Annotated in this window: 16 protein-coding genes; 11 read left to right on the forward strand and 5 right to left on the reverse strand. The window is 73.6% G+C overall.

Features of this window, described 5'->3' with window-relative positions; genetic code table 11:
• Positions 1 to 91: 91 nt before the first annotated feature.
• A complete protein-coding gene (locus ABZ945_RS28400; protein ID WP_361275138.1) occupies positions 92 to 1,888 on the reverse strand; it encodes an AMP-dependent synthetase/ligase in 1,797 nt (598 codons plus the stop codon).
• A gap of 260 nt (positions 1,889 to 2,148) precedes the next feature.
• Here ABZ945_RS28400 and ABZ945_RS28405 point away from each other — a divergent pair, with 260 nt between their 5' ends.
• From ABZ945_RS28405 to ABZ945_RS28430, 6 genes are all read left to right on the forward strand, one after another.
• Positions 2,149 to 2,904, forward strand: coding sequence for a metallophosphoesterase (locus ABZ945_RS28405; protein ID WP_361275273.1), 756 nt, complete (start codon positions 2,149 to 2,151; stop codon positions 2,902 to 2,904).
• A 110-nt stretch (positions 2,905 to 3,014) separates the two neighbouring features.
• On the forward strand, positions 3,015 to 3,461 hold the full coding sequence (locus tag ABZ945_RS28410) for an SRPBCC family protein (protein ID WP_361275141.1): 447 nt from the start codon (positions 3,015 to 3,017) through the stop codon (positions 3,459 to 3,461).
• A gap of 23 nt (positions 3,462 to 3,484) precedes the next feature.
• On the forward strand, positions 3,485 to 4,792 hold the full coding sequence (locus tag ABZ945_RS28415; RefSeq protein WP_361275143.1) for an ArsA-related P-loop ATPase: 1,308 nt from the start codon (positions 3,485 to 3,487) through the stop codon (positions 4,790 to 4,792).
• A gap of 93 nt (positions 4,793 to 4,885) precedes the next feature.
• Positions 4,886 to 5,401, forward strand: coding sequence for a DUF5304 domain-containing protein (locus ABZ945_RS28420; RefSeq protein WP_361275146.1), 516 nt, complete (start codon positions 4,886 to 4,888; stop codon positions 5,399 to 5,401).
• 93 nt (positions 5,402 to 5,494) lie between these two features.
• Complete coding sequence (locus tag ABZ945_RS28425; RefSeq protein WP_361275148.1) at positions 5,495 to 6,436, forward strand: ROK family glucokinase; 942 nt, start codon at positions 5,495 to 5,497, stop codon at positions 6,434 to 6,436.
• 157 nt (positions 6,437 to 6,593) lie between these two features.
• Positions 6,594 to 7,364 carry an endonuclease/exonuclease/phosphatase family protein gene (locus ABZ945_RS28430; protein WP_361275150.1) on the forward strand — a complete coding sequence of 257 codons (771 nt, stop codon included), beginning with the start codon at positions 6,594 to 6,596 and terminating at the stop codon, positions 7,362 to 7,364.
• 84 nt (positions 7,365 to 7,448) lie between these two features.
• Here ABZ945_RS28430 and ABZ945_RS28435 read toward each other — a convergent pair whose 3' ends face one another.
• Complete coding sequence (locus ABZ945_RS28435) at positions 7,449 to 8,051, reverse strand: hypothetical protein (protein WP_361275153.1); 603 nt, start codon at positions 8,049 to 8,051, stop codon at positions 7,449 to 7,451.
• Entirely contained in the window at positions 8,044 to 8,847 is an 804-nt protein-coding gene (locus ABZ945_RS28440) for an alpha/beta fold hydrolase (protein WP_361275155.1), read from the reverse strand. The genes ABZ945_RS28435 and ABZ945_RS28440 overlap by 8 nt, the downstream gene beginning before the upstream one ends.
• Before the next feature lie 468 nt (positions 8,848 to 9,315).
• On the opposite strand from ABZ945_RS28440, the gene ABZ945_RS28445 reads away from it, so the two are divergent.
• The 3 genes from ABZ945_RS28445 to ABZ945_RS28455 are packed head-to-tail and all read left to right on the forward strand — an operon-like array spanning position 9,316 to position 12,055.
• On the forward strand, positions 9,316 to 10,068 hold the full coding sequence (locus tag ABZ945_RS28445; protein ID WP_361275275.1) for a lysophospholipid acyltransferase family protein: 753 nt from the start codon (positions 9,316 to 9,318) through the stop codon (positions 10,066 to 10,068).
• Positions 10,069 to 10,106: 38 nt separating this feature from the next.
• Positions 10,107 to 11,357, forward strand: coding sequence for a DUF5931 domain-containing protein (locus ABZ945_RS28450; protein WP_361275158.1), 1,251 nt, complete (start codon positions 10,107 to 10,109; stop codon positions 11,355 to 11,357).
• On the forward strand, positions 11,354 to 12,055 hold the full coding sequence (locus tag ABZ945_RS28455; protein ID WP_361275161.1) for a response regulator transcription factor: 702 nt from the start codon (positions 11,354 to 11,356) through the stop codon (positions 12,053 to 12,055). Before ABZ945_RS28450 ends, ABZ945_RS28455 begins: the two co-directional genes overlap by 4 nt.
• A gap of 49 nt (positions 12,056 to 12,104) precedes the next feature.
• Here ABZ945_RS28455 and ABZ945_RS28460 read toward each other — a convergent pair whose 3' ends face one another.
• Positions 12,105 to 14,021, reverse strand: a complete 1,917-nt coding sequence (locus ABZ945_RS28460; RefSeq protein WP_361275164.1) for an anthranilate synthase family protein — start codon at positions 14,019 to 14,021, stop codon at positions 12,105 to 12,107.
• Positions 14,022 to 14,285: 264 nt separating this feature from the next.
• On the opposite strand from ABZ945_RS28460, the gene ABZ945_RS28465 reads away from it, so the two are divergent.
• Positions 14,286 to 15,638 carry a class II 3-deoxy-7-phosphoheptulonate synthase gene (locus ABZ945_RS28465; RefSeq protein ID WP_361275167.1) on the forward strand — a complete coding sequence of 451 codons (1,353 nt, stop codon included), beginning with the start codon at positions 14,286 to 14,288 and terminating at the stop codon, positions 15,636 to 15,638.
• A gap of 140 nt (positions 15,639 to 15,778) precedes the next feature.
• Positions 15,779 to 16,063, forward strand: a complete 285-nt coding sequence (locus ABZ945_RS28470; RefSeq protein WP_361275170.1) for a (2Fe-2S)-binding protein — start codon at positions 15,779 to 15,781, stop codon at positions 16,061 to 16,063.
• A gap of 31 nt (positions 16,064 to 16,094) precedes the next feature.
• Here the strand turns inward: ABZ945_RS28470 and bfr are convergent, their stop codons facing one another.
• The gene (gene bfr, locus ABZ945_RS28475; RefSeq protein WP_361275173.1) at positions 16,095 to 16,583 is read right to left on the reverse strand and encodes a bacterioferritin; all 489 of its coding nucleotides are present in this window, start codon (positions 16,581 to 16,583) and stop codon (positions 16,095 to 16,097) included.
• Positions 16,584 to 16,738 lie beyond the last annotated feature (155 nt).

Below are 16,738 nucleotides of genomic sequence, written 5' to 3' on the forward strand. Positions count from 1 at the left end.
CGGTGAGCCGGACCTCCCGCCAGGGGTGCGCGTAGACCTTGCCGGCCGGGGGGTCCCACCAGGGCGGCCCCCCTCCTCGTACGCCCGCGGCCTACGCCCCGTAGATCGCCTCGATCTCGTCGGCGAAGTCCTTCGCCACCACGTTCCGCTTCAGCTTCAGCGACGGGGTGATGTGCCCGGCCTCCTCGGTGAACTGGTGGGCCAGCACCCGGAAGCTGCGCACCGACTCCGCCTTGGAGACGGCCGCGTTGCCGTCGTCCACCGCCCGCTGCACCTCGGCCAGCAGCTCCGGGTCCTCCCGCAGCGAGGCGGCCGTGGCGCCGGCCGGCTTGCCGTGGTCGGCGGCCCAGCGGGCCAGGAACTCCTCGTCCAGGGTGACCAGCGCGCCGACGAACGGGCGGCCGTCGCCGACCACCATGCACTCGGCGACCAGGGCGTGCCCCCGGATGCGGTCCTCGATCACCGCCGGGGCGACGTTCTTGCCGCCCGCGGTCACCAGGATCTCCTTCTTCCGCCCGGTGATCGCGAGATAGCCGTCCTCGTCCAGGGTGCCGATGTCCCCGGTGTGGAACCAGCCGTCGGCCAGCGCCTCCGCGGTGGCCTTCTCGTTCTTCCAGTAGCCGCTGAAGACATGCTCCCCGTGGACCAGCACCTCGCCGTCGTCGGCGATCCGCACCACCGAACCCGGCAGCGGCTGGCCGACCGTGCCGATCTTCGTACGGTCGTACGGGTTGAAGGCGGTGGCCGCGCAGGTCTCCGTCAGCCCGTACCCCTCCAGCACCGTGAAGCCGATGCCCCGGTAGAAGTGGCCCAGCCGCTCCCCGAGCGGCGCGCCGCCGGAGATCGCGGCCTCGCAGCGCCCGCCCAGGACGGCGCGCAGCTTGCCGTACACCAGCTTGTCGAAGACGAAGTGCTTCAGCTTCAGGGCGAGCGAAGGGCCCTGGGGGGTGGAGAGGGCCCGGCTGTACGCGATGGCGGTGGCCGCCGCCTTGTCGAAGATCGCGCCCTTGCCGTCGGCCTGCGCCTTGGCCCGGGCGCCGTTGTAGACCTTCTCGAAGACCCGGGGCACCCCCAGGATCAGGGTCGGCTGGAACGAGGCCAGCTCGTCGGTGAGGGTCTTGATGTCGGGGGCGCAGCCGAGCCGGATCGGCGCCAGCACCGCGGCCACCTCCACCAGCCGCCCGAAGACATGCGCGGCGGGCAGGAAGAGCAGCACCGAGCACTCGCCGGTGCGGAACAGCGGCTTCAGCCGCTCCACCACATTGCCGCACTCGGCGAAGAAGTTGCGGTGGCTCAGCACACAGCCCTTGGGGCGGCCGGTGGTGCCCGAGGTGTAGACGATGGTGGCGATGTCGTCGGCCTTCGCCGCCGCGGTGGCCTCGTCCACCGCCGCGTCCGGGACCTCGGCCCCGGCGGCGACCAGCTCGTCCACCCCGGCCGCGTCCAGCCGCCAGACGTGCCGCAGCTCCGGCAGCTCGCCGCGGACCGACTCCACGGCCGCCGCGTGCGCCTCGCTCTCCACGATCACCGCGACCGCGCCCGAGTCGCCGAGGATCCACTGCACCTGCTCCGGCGAGCTTGTCTCGTACACCGGCACGGTCACCGCGCCCGCGCTCCAGATCGCGAAGTCCAGCTGCACCCACTCGTAGCGGGTCCGGGAGATCAGCCCCACCCGGTCGCCGGGCCGCACCCCCGCCGCGATCAGCCCCTTGGCGGCGGCCCGTACCTCGGCGAGGAACTCGACGGCGGTGACGTCTCTCCACCCGCCCTCCACCTTGCGCCCCAGGACGGCCGTATCCGGGTGCTGAGCGGCGTTGCGGCGGATGAGATCGGTCAGATTGCCGTCCGCGGGGACCTCGTACAGGGCCGGAAGGCTGAACTCGCGCAAGACTGCTGCTCCTCATCGGGCGCCGGCGCCACGGCACTGTGGGAGTCGCCCCGGCACGACTGGACTGCCCGGACGTTACCCACCGGTACTCGGTTCCGGATAGGGGCGCCGGTCAGATGTTCCCTGCGTCACACCCCTGGCTTCGGTGCTCCGCGCACAGTAGTCCACCAGGTGGACGACCGAGAAGTAACCGCAGGTCCGACGGCCCCTCGCCACCACGGCGAGACGGGGCCATAGGGTGGGGTGCCATGCGACTGAATGTGGTCAGCGACGTCCACGGCAACGCCCGCGACCTCGCCCGGGCCGGCGAGGGCGCCGACGCCCTGATCTGCCTCGGCGACCTGGTCCTCTTCCTCGACTACCACGACCACAGCCGCGGGATCTTCCCCGACCTGTTCGGCGTCGAGAACGCCGACCGCATCGTCAAGCTCCGCACCGCCCGCCGCTTCGACGAGGCCCGCACCCTCGCCGCCGACCTCTGGGCCGAGCTCGGCGTCGACCGGGCCGCCGCCATCGAGGACGCGGTGCGCCGCCAGTACAAGGAGCTGTTCGCCGCCTTCCCCACCCCCACCTACGCCACCTACGGCAACGTCGACATCCCTGCCCTGTGGCCCGAGCACGCCGGGCCCGGCACCACCGTCCTGGACGGTGAGCGGATCGAACTGGGCGGCCTGGTCCTCGGGTTCGTCGGCGGCGGACTGCGCACCCCGATGCGCACGCCCTACGAGATCAGCGACGAGGAGTACGCGGCCAAGGTGGAGGCGCTCGGCGAGGTGGACGTGCTGTGCACCCATATCCCGCCCGACGTCCCCGAGCTCACCTACGACACCGTCGCCCGCCGCTTCGAGCGCGGCAGCCGCGCCCTGCTCGACGCCATCCACCGCACCCGCCCCCGCTACGCCCTGTTCGGCCATGTCCACCAGCCACTGGCCCAGCGGATGCGGATCGGCGCCACCGAGTGTGTGAACGTCGGCCACTTCGCCTCCACCGGCCGCCCCTACACCCTCCAGTGGTGAGCGGCGCCCCACGGCGGCGCCGGTGAGCGGTGCCCGGCGATAGCGGGCACGGCCACGCGATAGCCTGCAGTGCACATACCCGTAGAAGGCGCCACGGAGGAGCCACAGCGATGGCGGAACACACCAGCTCCAGCATCACGATCGAGGCGGCGCCGGCCGATGTCATGGGCGTGATCGCGGACTTCGCCCGCTACCCGGAGTGGACCGGCGAGGTGAAGGAGGCCGAGGTCCTGGAGAAGGACGACACCGGCCGCGCCCGCCAGGTCCGGCTGCTCCTGGACGCCGGCGCCATCAAGGACGACCACACCCTCGCGTACACCTGGACCGGCGCGCACGAGGTGGGCTGGACCCTGGTCAAGTCCCAGATGCTGCGCGCCCTGGACGGCTCCTACCGGCTCGCCCCGCTGGACGGCGGCACCCGCACCGAGGTCACCTACCAGCTCACCGTGGACGTCAAGATCCCGATGCTGGGCATGATCAAGCGCAAGGCCGAGAAGGTCATCATCGACCGGGCACTGGCCGGGCTGAAGAAGCGCGTCGAGTCCACCGACCGCTGAGCCCCGGGCCCGGACCGCCGATCATGCGCACCCTCCTGGTCACCGGCCCCGGCGGCGCCGGGCGCAGCACCGTTGCGGCCGCGACCGCCGCCCGGGCCGCCGCCGACGGCGTACGCACCCTGCTGATCACCGCCGACGCCGAGACCGCCGCCGCCCTCGGTGCGGCGGACCGGGGGCCCGCCGTACGGCTGCTGGAGCCCGCCGCCCACTTCCGCGCCGAGTTCCTGGACCTCCAGCGCCGCTGCGGACCCGCCCTGGACCTGTTCGGCGCGACCCCGCTGGCGAGCGAGGAGCTGACCGAACTGCCCGGCTCCACCGCCTTCGCCCTGCTCGCCGCCCTGGCCGAGGCCGCCCGGGCCGCCGACGAAGCCGAGGCCGCCCGGGCCGCCCGGGTCACCTTTCCCGAGGCCACCGCCCAGGCCGCCGATCCCGCGCTCCCCGGGGATACCGTCCGGGCCGCCGACGAAGCCCCGTCCGGGGACGCGGCGGAGGCCGAGGACGCCCCCGAGCTGCTGGTGGTGGATCTGCCGCCGCTGCCCGAGGCCGTCGCGCTGCTCGCCCTGCCCGAGCAGCTGCGCCGCTATCTGCGCCGGCTGCTGCCCCAGGAGCGGCAGGCCGCCCGCGCGCTGCGCCCGGTGCTCGGCCGGCTCGCCGGCGTCCCGCTCCCCTCGACCTGGCTGTACGAGACGGCGGCCCGGCGCGACGCCGACCTCGCCACCGTCCAGGAGCTGCTGGCCTCCCCGGCCACCAGCGTCCGGCTGGTCGCCGAACCCACCCCGGCCGCGCTGCGCGCCCTGCGCACCGCCCGCGCCGGGCTCGCCCTGCACCGGATCGCCCTGGACACCGCCGTCGCCAACCGGGTGCTGCCCACCACCTCCGCCGACCCCCTCCTCACCGCCCTGGCCGCCGGGCAGCAGACCGCCCTCAAGGAGCTGCCCGCCCTGCTCGGCACCGAGCCGGTGCACGAACTCCCGCACCTGGGGACGGAGCCCGAGACCCCGGACGCCCTCCCGGCGCCCCCGCCCGACCCGGTGCCCGCCACCCCCGCCGAGGAGTGGACGATCGAGGACCTGCGGGAGGACGATGGCACCCTGGTGTGGCGCATCCCGCTGCCCGGCGCCGACAAGCCCGGACTGAGCCTGGTCCGCCGCGGCGGCGAACTGGTGATCGGCCTCGGCCCGTTCCGCCGGATCGTGGAGCTGCCCGCCGCCCTGCGCCGCTGCACCGTCGCCGGGGCCGGGCTGGCCGACGGGGTGCTGCGCGTCCGCTTCACCCCCGACCCCGCGGTATGGCCGTCCGGCGGCGACCGGCCCGGGCCCGGTTCGCGGTAACGTCGTCAGTGCGCCGTCAGTGCCAGACGAGCACTGGGCACCACGCGCGGGTGCCACGCCACGCCGCAGGAGAACGCGCCGCAGGAGTACGCCATGAGCGATGCCACCCAGCGTCCCGACGCCGACGCCTGGGCCGAGGCCTGCGCCGAGGACCTCGCCGCCGAGAAGGCCCGCCGCCGCGGGACCAGCCCCCCGCCGCCCGGCGCCGCCGCCGACGAGCTGCGCAAACTGGTCGACGCGGTCGCCGACAAGGTCGCCTCGCTGCGCACCCCGCTGCTCGGCGCGGGCGCCCAGAGCGCTCTGCGGCACTTCGCCGACCAGGCCAAGGCCGCCGTCGAGCCGGTCATCGAGCGCAACCCCCGGGTCTTCGACCACCTCGCCGCCGCCGGCAACGAGCTGCTGGCCGCCTACCGCTCCGCCGTCGAGGGCCAGGAGGGCCGCTGGACCGCCGGCCCCGCCACCGGCCGGCCGGACCGGGACGCCGACCCCGGACCCGCCCGCCCCGGCGACCGCGGACCCGGCCCGGTGCGCCGCGGTGAGGACGGCCCCGGCCCGGTCCGCCGCGACGACGACGGCCCCGAACCGGGCGAGCCCATCGACCTCGACTGACCGCCCCCGGGAACCCGCCCTGGGCTGACGGGGCGGCACCCGCCCTCGGGTACGGTGGGCCGTAGCGGGGCTCGACCGAAAACTGAGGGACACATGGGACTCACCATCGGCGTCGACATCGGCGGCACCAAGATCGCGGCCGGAGTGGTCGACGAGGAGGGCAGCATCCTCGACATCCACCGGGTGCCCACCCCGCAGACCGCGGAGGGCATCGTGGACGCGATCTGCGACGCCGTCTCCGAGGCCGGCAAGGGGTACGAGGTCGAGGCCGTCGGCATCGGCGCGGCCGGGTACGTGGACGACAAGCGCGCCACCGTGCTCTTCGCGCCCAACATCGACTGGCGGCACGAGCCGCTGAAGGACAAGGTCGAGCAGCGCGTCGGGCTGCCGGTCGTGGTCGAGAACGACGCCAACGCCGCCGCCTGGGGCGAGTACCGCTTCGGCGCCGGCAAGGGCCATGACGACGTCATCTGCATCACCCTCGGCACCGGTCTCGGCGGCGGCATCATCATCGGCAACAAGCTGCGCCGCGGCCGGTTCGGCGTGGCCGCCGAGTTCGGCCACATCCGGGTCGTCCCGGACGGCCTGCTGTGCGGCTGCGGCAGCCAGGGCTGCTGGGAGCAGTACGCCTCCGGCCGCGCCCTGGTCCGCTACGCCAAGCAGCGCGCCAACGCCACGCCTGAGAACGCGTCCATCCTCCTCGGCCTGGGCGACGGCACCCCCGACGGCATCCAGGGCAAGCACGTCTCCGAGGCCGCCCGGCAGGGCTGCCCGGTCGCCGTGGACTCCTTCCGCGAGCTGGCCCGCTGGGCCGGCGCCGGCCTGGCCGACCTGGCCTCGCTCTTCGACCCCTCGGCGTTCATCGTCGGCGGCGGGGTCTCCGACGAGGGCGAGCTGGTCCTCGGCCCCATCCGCAAGTCCTTCCGGCGCTGGCTGATCGGCGGCCAGTGGCGCCCGCACGCCCAGGTGCTCGCCGCCCAGCTCGGCGGCAAGGCCGGACTGGTCGGCGCCGCCGACCTCGCCCGCCAGGGCTGAGCACCCGCCTCCGGCGGACCCCGGCCGGAAGGCCCGTACCGTACGCGCCTTCCGGCCGCGTCCGCGCCCTTCGGCCGCCCGGTCCCGGGCGCCCCGCCGACCCCGTGCCCGCCGCGTCCTCACCTGGACGCGGCGGGCACCGTCGTATCGTGCCCCCATGCCGATCACCGAGCTGACCGACCTGCCGAACTCCCGCACCGAGCCGGACGGTTCGGCCGTCGTCCGGGTGCTCAGCTACAACGTCCGCTCCCTGCGGGACGACGAGGACGCGCTCGCCCGGGTGATCCGCGCCTGCGCCCCCGACCTGGTCTTCGTCCAGGAGGCGCCGCGCTTCTTCCGCTGGCGCAAGCACGCCGCCCGGCTCGCCGCCAAGAGCGAGCTGATGGTGCTCTCCGGCGGGGCCACCGCCGCCGGGCCGCTGCTGCTCTGCTCCCTGCGCGCCACCGTGGAGCGCACCGAGGACGTGCTGCTGCCGCTCACTCTCGGCGAGCACCGCCGGGGCCTGGCCACCGCGGTCGTCCGCTTCGGCCGGGCCCGGCTCGGCGCGGTCTGCGTCCACCTGAGCCTGCGCGCCGACGAGCGGTACGAGCAGGCCGGGCTGGCCATGGACGCGCTGGCCGCGCTGGACGTGCCGTACGGGGTGCTGGCGGGGGACATCAACGACCTGCCCGGCGGCCGCGCCTTCCAGCGCCTCGCGGCCGGGCTGACCGACTGCCGGACGGCCAGGCCCTGGGGCGGCGAGCTGACCTTCTCGCCGGACGACCCGCGCCGCCGCATCGACGCGGTCTTCACCACCGGGGGCGTGGAGGTGCTGGGCTGCGGGGTGCCGCGCGGACTGCCCGGCGTGCGCGACGCCGACCTGCGCGCGGCCACCGACCATCTGCCCGTGCTGGCCGCGCTCCGCCTCCCCGCCCCCGTACCGTCCTAGCGACGGCGCCACACCACCGACCCCCCCCGTAGGGTCCCAGCGGCGGCAATCCGCCTCCCCGCCCTCGTACGCTCCCAGCGGCGGCTACACCACCGCACCCCGACCCGGGTCCTCGTCCTCCTCGTCATCGCCGGGGCGCATCCGGGCCACCAGGGTCGCCAGCCCGCCCAGGAACCCGCCGACGCACACCGTGGTGAGCCACCAGGTCATCTCCCACTCCAGGACCGCGGCGAGCAGCAGCAGCACCGGCCCGCCGACCACCCCGAGCCAGGCGAACCGGGCCGCCGGGTCGCTCTCCGGCAGCGGCGGCGGCTCCGGCGGTACGAAGTGCCCCTCGTCGCCCGCGCCGAGGTCGTCCTCCTTGGCCTCGGCCACCTCGTAGTCCCGCGGGCCGGCCATGCCGACCCCCGGGGCGAAGACCACCGAGCTGCCCAGCGGCTTGTCCGCCGCCTTGCCGGTGTCCTTGCCGAGGTCCTTCCCGGGGTCCTTCTCCTCTTCGGGGGCCGGCCCCTCGGGGACGCCGTTGACCTCGTCGCCGGGCAGCGCCAGGTCCTCGATCGGCTTGAACGGCTTGGCGCCGGGCGGGTCGGCCGGCTCGGCGCCGTAGCCGGCCACGATCGCGGCCCAGGCCGCCTCCTCGTCGAACGGCTGCTCGTCGCGCTTGTCCGCGTCGTGCTGCTCAGCCACCGGACGTACTCCCTCCCCGGGCCGCCGCCGGCGACCCCGTCGGGCCGGCGCCCGGAGCGAGCCGGCCGATGAACGCGTGACTCTCCTCGAAGATCCGCTCCGCGTCATGGTCCAACGTGGCCACGTGGTAGCTCTGTTCCAGCACCACCTCGGTCACGTCCACCGACGAGATCCGGCTGAGCACCCGCGCCGAGTCCACCGGCGGCACCACATGGTCCACCGCGCTGTGCATCAGCAGCACCGGCTGGGTGACCTGCGGCAGCTCGGTGTCCACCATGCGCAGGAAGCGCACCAGCGAGTACGCCGCGTGCAGCGGCACCCGGTCGTAGCCCAGCTCCCGCACGCCTTCCTTGGCGATGTCCCCGACCAGACCGGGCTGCGAGGGCACCAGGTGGCGGACCACCGGCAGCACCCGCACCCCCGCACCGTGCACCTTGTTCGCCGGGTTCACCACCGCCACGCCCGCCACCGCGTCCCCGTGCCTGGCGGCCAGCCGCAGTGCCAGCGCCCCGCCCATGGACAGCCCGAGGACGAAGACCTTGGCGCACCGGGCGGTCAGCGCCCGCAGCTCGCGGTCCACCTCCGCGTACCAGTCCTGCCAGCCGGTGAGCTGCATGTCCTGCCAGCGGGTGCCGTGCCCCGGCAGCAGCGGCAGCGACACGGTCAGCCCGCGGTCGGCCAGATGGCGGGCCCACGGGCGCAGCGACTGCGGCGAACCGGTGAAGCCGTGGCAGAGCAGTACGCCGACCTCTCCGCCCTCGTGGCGGAACGGCTCGGCTCCGGGGAGCACCGGCACAGGGGGTCTCCGTTCGCATGCGGGTCACGGGAAGGGCGGCCGAAGGAACGGCCACCCGGGAGGGCAACGACCGGGCAGGGCACGCCGTGCCCGGGGCGTACCTCACCGTACGCGACCGCGATGACACCGACCAGAGCCGCCGCCCCACCGACCCCCTCCCCGCACGCCCCGCGCACGCCACCGCGCGCCCACCGGAGCCCGGCCGGGCACCCCGGCGGCCCCAGGCCGCGCACGGACCACGCGCACCCCACCGCGTACCGATGCGAGCGCCCCGGCGGCCCGAGGCCCCACGAACCACGCGCCCCGCCCCGCGGGCCCACCTCACCCCCTTCCCACGCGCCCCGCGCACCCCCGCGCGGCCCACCTGCGGTCCGCGCCCCGGTGCCCGCCGTGGGCGAGGGCGTCAACGGCACGGGTTAAGGTCTGATCGACGCACAACAGGAGGCACCCGAGTTGATCTACGGCGCAATGAAGTTCTCCATCGGAGGCTCGCTCAAGCTCGCCTTCCGGCCCTGGGTGGAGGGGCTGGAGAACATTCCCGCCGAGGGGCCGGCGATCCTCGCCAGCAACCACCTCTCCTTCTCGGACTCCTTCTTCCTGCCCGCCGTGCTGGACCGCAAGGTCACCTTCATCGCCAAGGCCGAGTACTTCACCTCGCCCGGACTGAAGGGCAAGCTGACCGCCGCGTTCTTCAAGGGCGTCGGCCAGCTCCCGGTGGACCGCTCCGGCGCCCGGGGCGCCGGCGAGGCCGCCATCCAGAGCGGCATCGAGGTCGTGGAGCGCGGCGAGCTGTTCGGGATCTACCCCGAGGGCACCCGCTCTCCGGACGGCCGGCTCTACCGCGGCAAGCCCGGCGGCCTGGCCCGGGTGGCGCTCGCCACCGGCGCCCCGGTGATCCCGGTCGCCATGATCGACACCGAGAAGATCCAGCCGCCCGGCAAGGTCGTGCCCAAGCTGATGCGCCCCGGCATCCGCATCGGCAAGCCGCTGGACTTCAGCCGCTACCACGGCATGGACGGCGACCGCTTCATCCTGCGCTCGGTCACCGACGAGGTGATGTACGAGATCATGAAGCTGTCCGGCCAGGAGTACGTGGACGTCTACGCCACCGCCGCCAAGCGGCAGATCGCGGACGCCGAGAAGGCCGCCAGGGACGCCGCCAAGGAGGCGGCGAGGGAAGCCGCCCGCGAGGCCAAGGCCACCGGCGGCAAGGAGCAGTAGCCCGGACACGGGCGACGGGGGAGCGGGGAGGGGACAGCGTGCCCAAGCGCGAGCGGGTCGTCCGCATGTCCGTCGAGCAGCCGCTGTGGCGGGCGCTGACCGCCTACCGGCTGCTCACCATGGTGTACGCCGTGCTGCTCTTCGTCTCCACCCGGGACAAGTTCGAGCGCCCCTGGGTCGCTGCCGTCTTCCTCGCGGTGCTGGTCGTCTGGACGCTGGCGACCCTGCCCCAGGTGTCCGGCGCGGCCCGCTGCACCCGGCCGTTCCTCGCCGCCGATCTGGTCATCGCACTGACCGGGATCATGCTCACCCCGCTCGCCGACATCCACGCCCAGACCTTCGACGGCCCGACCCTGCCGAGCATCTGGACCGCCGGCTCGGTCCTCGCCTACGCCATCAAGGGCGGCTGGCGATGGGCCGCGTTCGCCTCCACCCCGGTCGCCGTCGCCAACATCGCCGAACGCGGCCACCCCAGCCAGGACACCCTGCACAACGTGCTGCTGGTGTGGATCGCCTCCATCGCCATCGGCTACGTGGTGGAGGTGGCCCGCGCCTCCGAGCGGACCCTCGCCCGGGCCCTGGAGATCGAGGCGGCCACCCGGGAACGCGAGCGCCTGGCCCGCGACATCCACGACTCCGTGCTCCAGGTGCTGGCCATGGTCCAGCGCCGCGGCACGGCGCTGGGCGGCGAGGCCGCCGAGCTGGGCCGGATGGCCGGGGAGCAGGAGGTGGCGCTGCGCACCCTGGTCGCCGGCGGACTGGCCCGCCCCTCCTATGTCTCGGAGGACACCTCGCAGGGCGCGGTGGTCCGGGTGGTGGACGAACCGGACGCCGCCCTTCCGGCCCAGGCCCGTACAGAAGAGGACGGGACCCTCGATCTCCGGCTGCTGCTGGCGCCGTTCGCCGGGGCCCGGGTCACCGTCGCCGAGCCGGGCGCCGCGGTACCGCTGCCCGCCCCGGCCGCCCGGGAGGCCGCCGCCGCGGTCGGCGCCGCGCTGGACAACGTACGCCTGCACGCCGGAGCCGAGGCCCGGGCCTGGATACTCGTGGAGGACTGGCCGGACGAGGTGATCGTCACGGTACGGGACGACGGACCGGGCATCCCCGAGGGGCGGCTGGTCCAGGCGGAGGGCGAGGGCCGCATGGGAGTGGCCCTGTCCATCCGGGGCCGGTTGCGGGAGCTGGGCGGCAGCGCCGAGCTGGTCTCCGTACCCGGCCAGGGCACCGAGGTCGAGTTGAGGGTTCCACGGGCCGCGAAGGCCCGGCGGGGGAAGGCACAGCAGGCATGAGCGAGCAGACGGAGATGCAGACGCGGGGCACCATCCGGGTGATGGTGGTCGACGACCATCCGATGTGGCGGGACGCGGTCGCCCGGGACCTGGCCGAGGCCGGTTTCGATGTGGTGGCCACCGCCGGGGACGGCGAGCAGGCCGTCCGCCGCGCCCGCGCCACCAGCCCCGATGTGCTGGTGCTCGACCTCAACCTGCCCGCCAAGCCCGGGGTGCAGGTCTGCAAGGAACTGGTCGGCGGCGGCACCGGGCCCAGGGTGCTGGTGCTCTCCGCCAGCGGCGAGCACGCCGATGTCCTGGAGGCGGTGAAGTCCGGCGCCACCGGCTATCTGGTGAAGTCGGCCAGCACCGCCGAACTGCTGGACGCGGTGCGCCGCACGGCCGCCGGGGACCCGGTCTTCACCCCGGGGCTCGCCGGGCTGGTCCTCGGCGAGTACCGCCGCCTGGCCACCGAGCCCGCCCCCGCCCCCGGCGGCAGCGGCGACGCCAAGACCGCAGCCCCGCAGCTCACCGAGCGGGAGACCGAGGTGCTGCGGCTGGTCGCCAAGGGGCTGAGCTACAAGCAGATCGCCGAACGCCTGGTCATCTCGCACCGCACCGTCCAGAACCATGTGCAGAACACCCTCGGCAAGCTCCAGCTGCACAACCGGGTGGAGCTGGTCCGCTACGCCATAGAGGCCGGCCTGGACGACGCCTGACCCCCGGGGGGAGTAGCCCCCCGAGGGCCCCGCCCCCGGGGGCTGCTCCTCAGCGCGGGCTGGCGTCCAGCGCCGCCACCAGCTCCCGTACCACCTCCGCCCCGCGCAGGGTCAGCACCGACTCCGGATGGAACTGCACCCCGGCGAAGCCCGGGCCGCGCAGCGCGTGCACCTCGCCGCTCCCCGTATCCCGGCTCACCTCCACCCCGCGCAGCGCCAGCGCCGCCGCCTCCCGCTCGTCGCAGCGGGCGGTGAAGCTGTTGTAGAAGCCGACCGTCTCCTCCGCGCCGAACAGGTCGATCCGCCGCTGGGCGCCCTGCAACGTCTCCCGCTTGCGCACCAGCGACAGGCCCAGCTCGGCGGCGATCAGCTCATGGCCCAGGCACACCCCGAGCACCGGGCGTCCCGCCACCGGGTGACCACCGTCCAGCAGCTCCGCCGCCAGCCCGCGCAGCAGCCGCATCCTCGGATCGGCCGCGTCCCCCGGATCACCCGGACCCGGGCCCAGCACCACCGGGCCGGTATGGGTGAGCGCCGCCTCCCGCAGCCCCGGCTCGTCGAACGGCCGCACCTCCACCTCCATCCCCGCCGAGCGCAGCAGATGCGCCAGCATCGCGGTGAAGGTGTCCTCGCCGTCCACCACCAGGGCGTGCCCGGCCCGCTCGGCCGGCCGCTGCTGCATCCGCAGCCAGAACGGCGCCAGCCCACCGCGCCGGGCGTCCAGCGCCGCCCGTACCCGGGGGTCGTCGGACAGCCGGGGCCGCCCCGCCGCACCTCCGCCCGCTGCCCGCCCCGGCCGCACCCCCAGCGCGGCCAGCACCCCGGCCGCCTTGGCATGGGTCTCCGCCACCTCCGAGGCCGGGTCGGAGTGGCGCACCAGGGTCGCCCCGACCGGCACCCGCAGCTCCCCGGCGGCCGAGATGTCGGCGGTACGGATCAGGATCGGCGAGTCCAGCGTCTGCGCCCCGCCCGGTTCGGTGCCCAGCAGCGCCAGCGCCCCCGCGTAGTAGCCGCGGCCCCCCTCCTCGTACCGCTCGATCACCCGGCAGGCGTTCTGCACCGGCGAGCCGGTGACGGTCGCCGCGAACATGGTCTGCCGCAGGACCTCGCGCACGTCCAGCGAGGAGCGGCCGCGCAGCTCGTACTCGGTGTGGGTCAGATGCGCCATCTCCCGCAGCCGCGGCCCGACCACGGTGCCGCCCATGTCGCCGACCGCGCACATCATCTTCAGCTCCTCGTCCACCACCATGGAGAGCTCGTCGGTCTCCTTGCGGTCGGCGAGGAAGTCCAGCAGCTGCTCGGCCGTCGGGTCCCCGTCCGGATGGCGGAACGTCCCGCTGATCGGGTTCATCACCACCGTGCCGCCCGACATCCGCACATGCACCTCCGGGCTGGCGCCGACCAGGGTGCGCTCCCCGGTGTGCACCACGAAGGTCCAGTACGCCCCGCGCTCGCCCTCCAGCAGCCGCCGGAACAGCGCCAGCGCGTCCGCCCGGCCGAAGCCCGGCAGCCGTCCGGTGTAGGTGCGCCGGATGACGAAGTTGGCCCCCTCACCGCGGCCGATCTCCTCGTCCACCACCCGTCGTACGGTCCGCTCATACTCACGGTCCGAGACATCGAAGCCGCCGTCCTCCACCCGGACGGCGTGTACGGGCAGCCCGGCCAGCACCTCCGCCAGCGGCAGTTCGTACCGCTCCTCCGCGGTCAGCACCGACAACGGGGTGGCATCGTCGCGGACCTCGAACCCTCTTTCGGCCAGTTGGCGGAAGGGCACCAGGGCGAGCGCCGGGCGGTCCCCGACGGGCAGCTCGGCCAGCCGCCGGGCGGTGTGCACCGGTCCGGTGAGCACTTCCACGGTGTCCTGGTCGCGACCGGGCGTACGCCGTCTGAGCAGCGCGAACGGCCCCGACGCGGGGTCCAGCAGGCGGGCGAGCAGATGCGCGGTGGTCGACGGATGAGCGTTCATAGGGCGGTCCTCCTGACAGGAGGGGCGACCCATCACCCGGCGCACACGCCGAAGGCCGCCCCTCGGGCGGCCTTCGCGGTCGTGCGTCTCGCTGTTCGCGTACGCGCCGGTCAGTGGGCCGCCGGGAGGGCGGTCCACCACCAGGTGCGGTTCATCGGCGCAGCCGACATCGGAGCGAACATGGCGCGAACCCTACCCCACGAACTCGTCTCATCTGATGAGCGAGCGGATGGACGCCCCCGTTGACCCCGTAAGGTGGGGCAGGTGACCGTGAACGCTAAGACCACCGCAGTCGGTGGCAACACCTGGCGCGACCTTCCCGCGGCGCAGCAGCCCGAGTACCCGGATGCCGAGGCCCTGCGCGAAGCCATCGCGGACCTCGAATCGTATCCGCCGCTCGTCTTCGCCGGCGAGTGCGACCAGCTGCGCGCCCGGCTGGGATCCGTCGCCAGGGGCGAGGCGTTCCTCCTCCAGGGCGGCGACTGCGCCGAGGCCTTCGACGGCGTCTCGGCCGACCACATCCGCAACAAGCTGAAGACCCTCCTCCAGATGGGCGCGGTGCTCACCTACGCGGCCTCGGTGCCGGTGGTGAAGGTCGGCCGGATCGCCGGCCAGTACTCCAAGCCGCGCTCCAAGCCGACCGAGACCCGCGACGGGGTGACCCTGCCGACCTACCGGGGCGACTCGGTCAACGGCTTCGCCTTCACCGAGGCGGCCCGGGTCCCCGACCCGCAGCGGCTCAAGCGGATGTACCAGGCCTCGGCGTCCACGCTGAACCTGGTGCGCGCCTTCACCACCGGCGGTTACGCGGACCTGCGCCAGGTGCACGCCTGGAACCAGGACTTCGTGAAGTCCTCGCCCTCCGGCCAGCGCTACGAGCAGCTCGCCCGCGAGATCGACAACGCGCTGAACTTCATGAAGGCCTGCGGCACCGACCCGGCCGAGTTCCGCACGGTGGAGTTCTTCGCCTCCCACGAGGCGCTGCTGCTGGACTACGAGACGGCGCTGACCCGCGTCGACTCGCGGACCGGCCAGCTGTACGACACCTCCGGCCACATGGTGTGGATCGGCGAGCGCACCCGCCAGCTGGACGGGGCGCACATCGAGTTCGCCTCCCGGATCCGCAACCCGATCGGCATCAAGCTCGGCCCGACCACCACCGTGGACGAGGCGCTGACCTACGTGGACCGCCTCGACCCGGAGCGCGAGCCCGGCCGGCTGACCTTCATCGTCCGCATGGGCGCCGACAAGGTCCGCGACAAGCTGCCGGAGCTGGTGGAGAAGGTCACCGCCTCGGGCGCCACCGTCGCCTGGGTCACCGACCCGATGCACGGCAACACCTTCGAGGCCGCCTCCGGGCACAAGACCCGCCGCTTCGACGACGTACTGGACGAGGTCAAGGGCTTCTTCGAGGTCCACAAGGGCCTCGGCACCCACCCCGGCGGCATCCATGTGGAGCTGACCGGCGACGACGTCACCGAGTGCGTGGGCGGCGGCGACGAGATCTTCGTCGACGACCTGCACCAGCGCTATGAGACGGCCTGCGACCCCCGGCTCAACCGGAGCCAGTCGCTGGACCTCGCCTTCCTGGTCGCCGAGATGTACCGCGACCAGTAGGAACCCCTGCTCGATACCGATGGGGCGCGGATCTGTGATCCGCGCCCCATCGGCGTTCACCGGGCTTTTGCGCAACCTCGGCTATGGGTAAGGTTAGGTTAGCCTCACCGATCAATCGGGGAGACGCACCGCAGACCCCGATGAACCCGATCCGGCAGGAGGTGGACGGCGTGTACGTGTGCTCGTGCTTCGGTGTCACCGAGAAGCAGGTCAAGCAGCACGCGGAGGCCGGCGCCTGCACCCCCCGCCAGATCGCCTCGGCGTCCAAGGCCGGGACCGACTGCGGCTCCTGCGTACGGACCATCCAGTCCATCCTGGGCCGCGGCAGCTGCCCGCGCCGCGAGCTGGCCGACCGCGGCAGGCCCGTGCTCACCGCCGACGCCGCCGACGCTCCTGTACCGCAGCCGCTCCCCGAAGCCGCCTAAGCGGCGTCTCCGTCTTCGCCGACCGTTCGCCTCAGGCCCCGTCGGGCTGGACCTGCTCGATCTGCTGAGCGATGTACAGCGACTCGCCGAGCTTCTCGACCAGGTCGAGCTGGGTGTCCAGATAGTCGATGTGGTGCTCCTCGTCGGCGAGGATGGCCTCGAAGATGTTGGCCGAGGTGATGTCGCCCTTGGCGCGCATGACCTCGATCCCGCGGCGCAGCCGGTCGATGGCCTCGACCTCGATCTGCCGGTCCGCCTGGAACATCTCGGTGACGGTCTGGCCCACCCGGACGTGGAACAGCCGCTGGTAGTTCGGCAGCCCGTCCAGGAAGAGGATGCGGTCGGTCAGCGTCTCCGCGTGGCGCATCTCGTCGAAGGACTCCGCCCGGGTGTACCTGGCGAGCTTCGTGTACCCCAGGTGGTCCTGCATCTTGGCGTGCAGGAAGTACTGGTTGATCGCCGTCAGCTCAGCGGTGAGCTGCTCGTTGAGGAACTCGATGACCTCCGGGTCGCCCTGCATCGCCGGGGCTCCTTCCACGTGAAGTGATCAGTGCGGATGCCGCGCATCCTCGCACCGCCACGCGGGGCCGTCCAGTAAGTGCAGGCTTAGTAGGACTTGACCGGTTAGGGCTGCGACCTGGTCATGACCACCCTTCCCCGTCTGTCACCATTGAG

Source organism: Streptomyces sp. NPDC046887 (assembly GCF_040644755.1).
GTDB classification, from domain to species: Bacteria; Actinomycetota; Actinomycetes; order Streptomycetales; family Streptomycetaceae; genus Streptomyces; species Streptomyces lichenis.

What these genes read in the sequence shown, in the direction of transcription:
- ABZ945_RS28415 (WP_361275143.1), top strand. Translation starts at nt 3,485, where the DNA reads ATGCGCACCCTCCTGGTCACCGGCCCCGGCGGCGCCGGGCGCAGCACC.
- ABZ945_RS28420 (WP_361275146.1), top strand. Translation starts at nt 4,886, where the DNA reads ATGAGCGATGCCACCCAGCGTCCCGACGCCGACGCCTGGGCCGAGGCC.
- bfr (WP_361275173.1), bottom strand. Translation starts at nt 16,583, where the DNA reads ATGCAGGGCGACCCGGAGGTCATCGAGTTCCTCAACGAGCAGCTCACC.
- ABZ945_RS28445 (WP_361275275.1), top strand. Translation starts at nt 9,316, where the DNA reads ATGAAGTTCTCCATCGGAGGCTCGCTCAAGCTCGCCTTCCGGCCCTGG.
- ABZ945_RS28430 (WP_361275150.1), top strand. Translation starts at nt 6,594, where the DNA reads ATGCCGATCACCGAGCTGACCGACCTGCCGAACTCCCGCACCGAGCCG.
- ABZ945_RS28460 (WP_361275164.1), bottom strand. Translation starts at nt 14,021, where the DNA reads ATGAACGCTCATCCGTCGACCACCGCGCATCTGCTCGCCCGCCTGCTG.
- ABZ945_RS28425 (WP_361275148.1), top strand. Translation starts at nt 5,495, where the DNA reads ATGGGACTCACCATCGGCGTCGACATCGGCGGCACCAAGATCGCGGCC.
- ABZ945_RS28410 (WP_361275141.1), top strand. Translation starts at nt 3,015, where the DNA reads ATGGCGGAACACACCAGCTCCAGCATCACGATCGAGGCGGCGCCGGCC.
- ABZ945_RS28455 (WP_361275161.1), top strand. Translation starts at nt 11,354, where the DNA reads ATGAGCGAGCAGACGGAGATGCAGACGCGGGGCACCATCCGGGTGATG.
- ABZ945_RS28470 (WP_361275170.1), top strand. Translation starts at nt 15,779, where the DNA reads ATGAACCCGATCCGGCAGGAGGTGGACGGCGTGTACGTGTGCTCGTGC.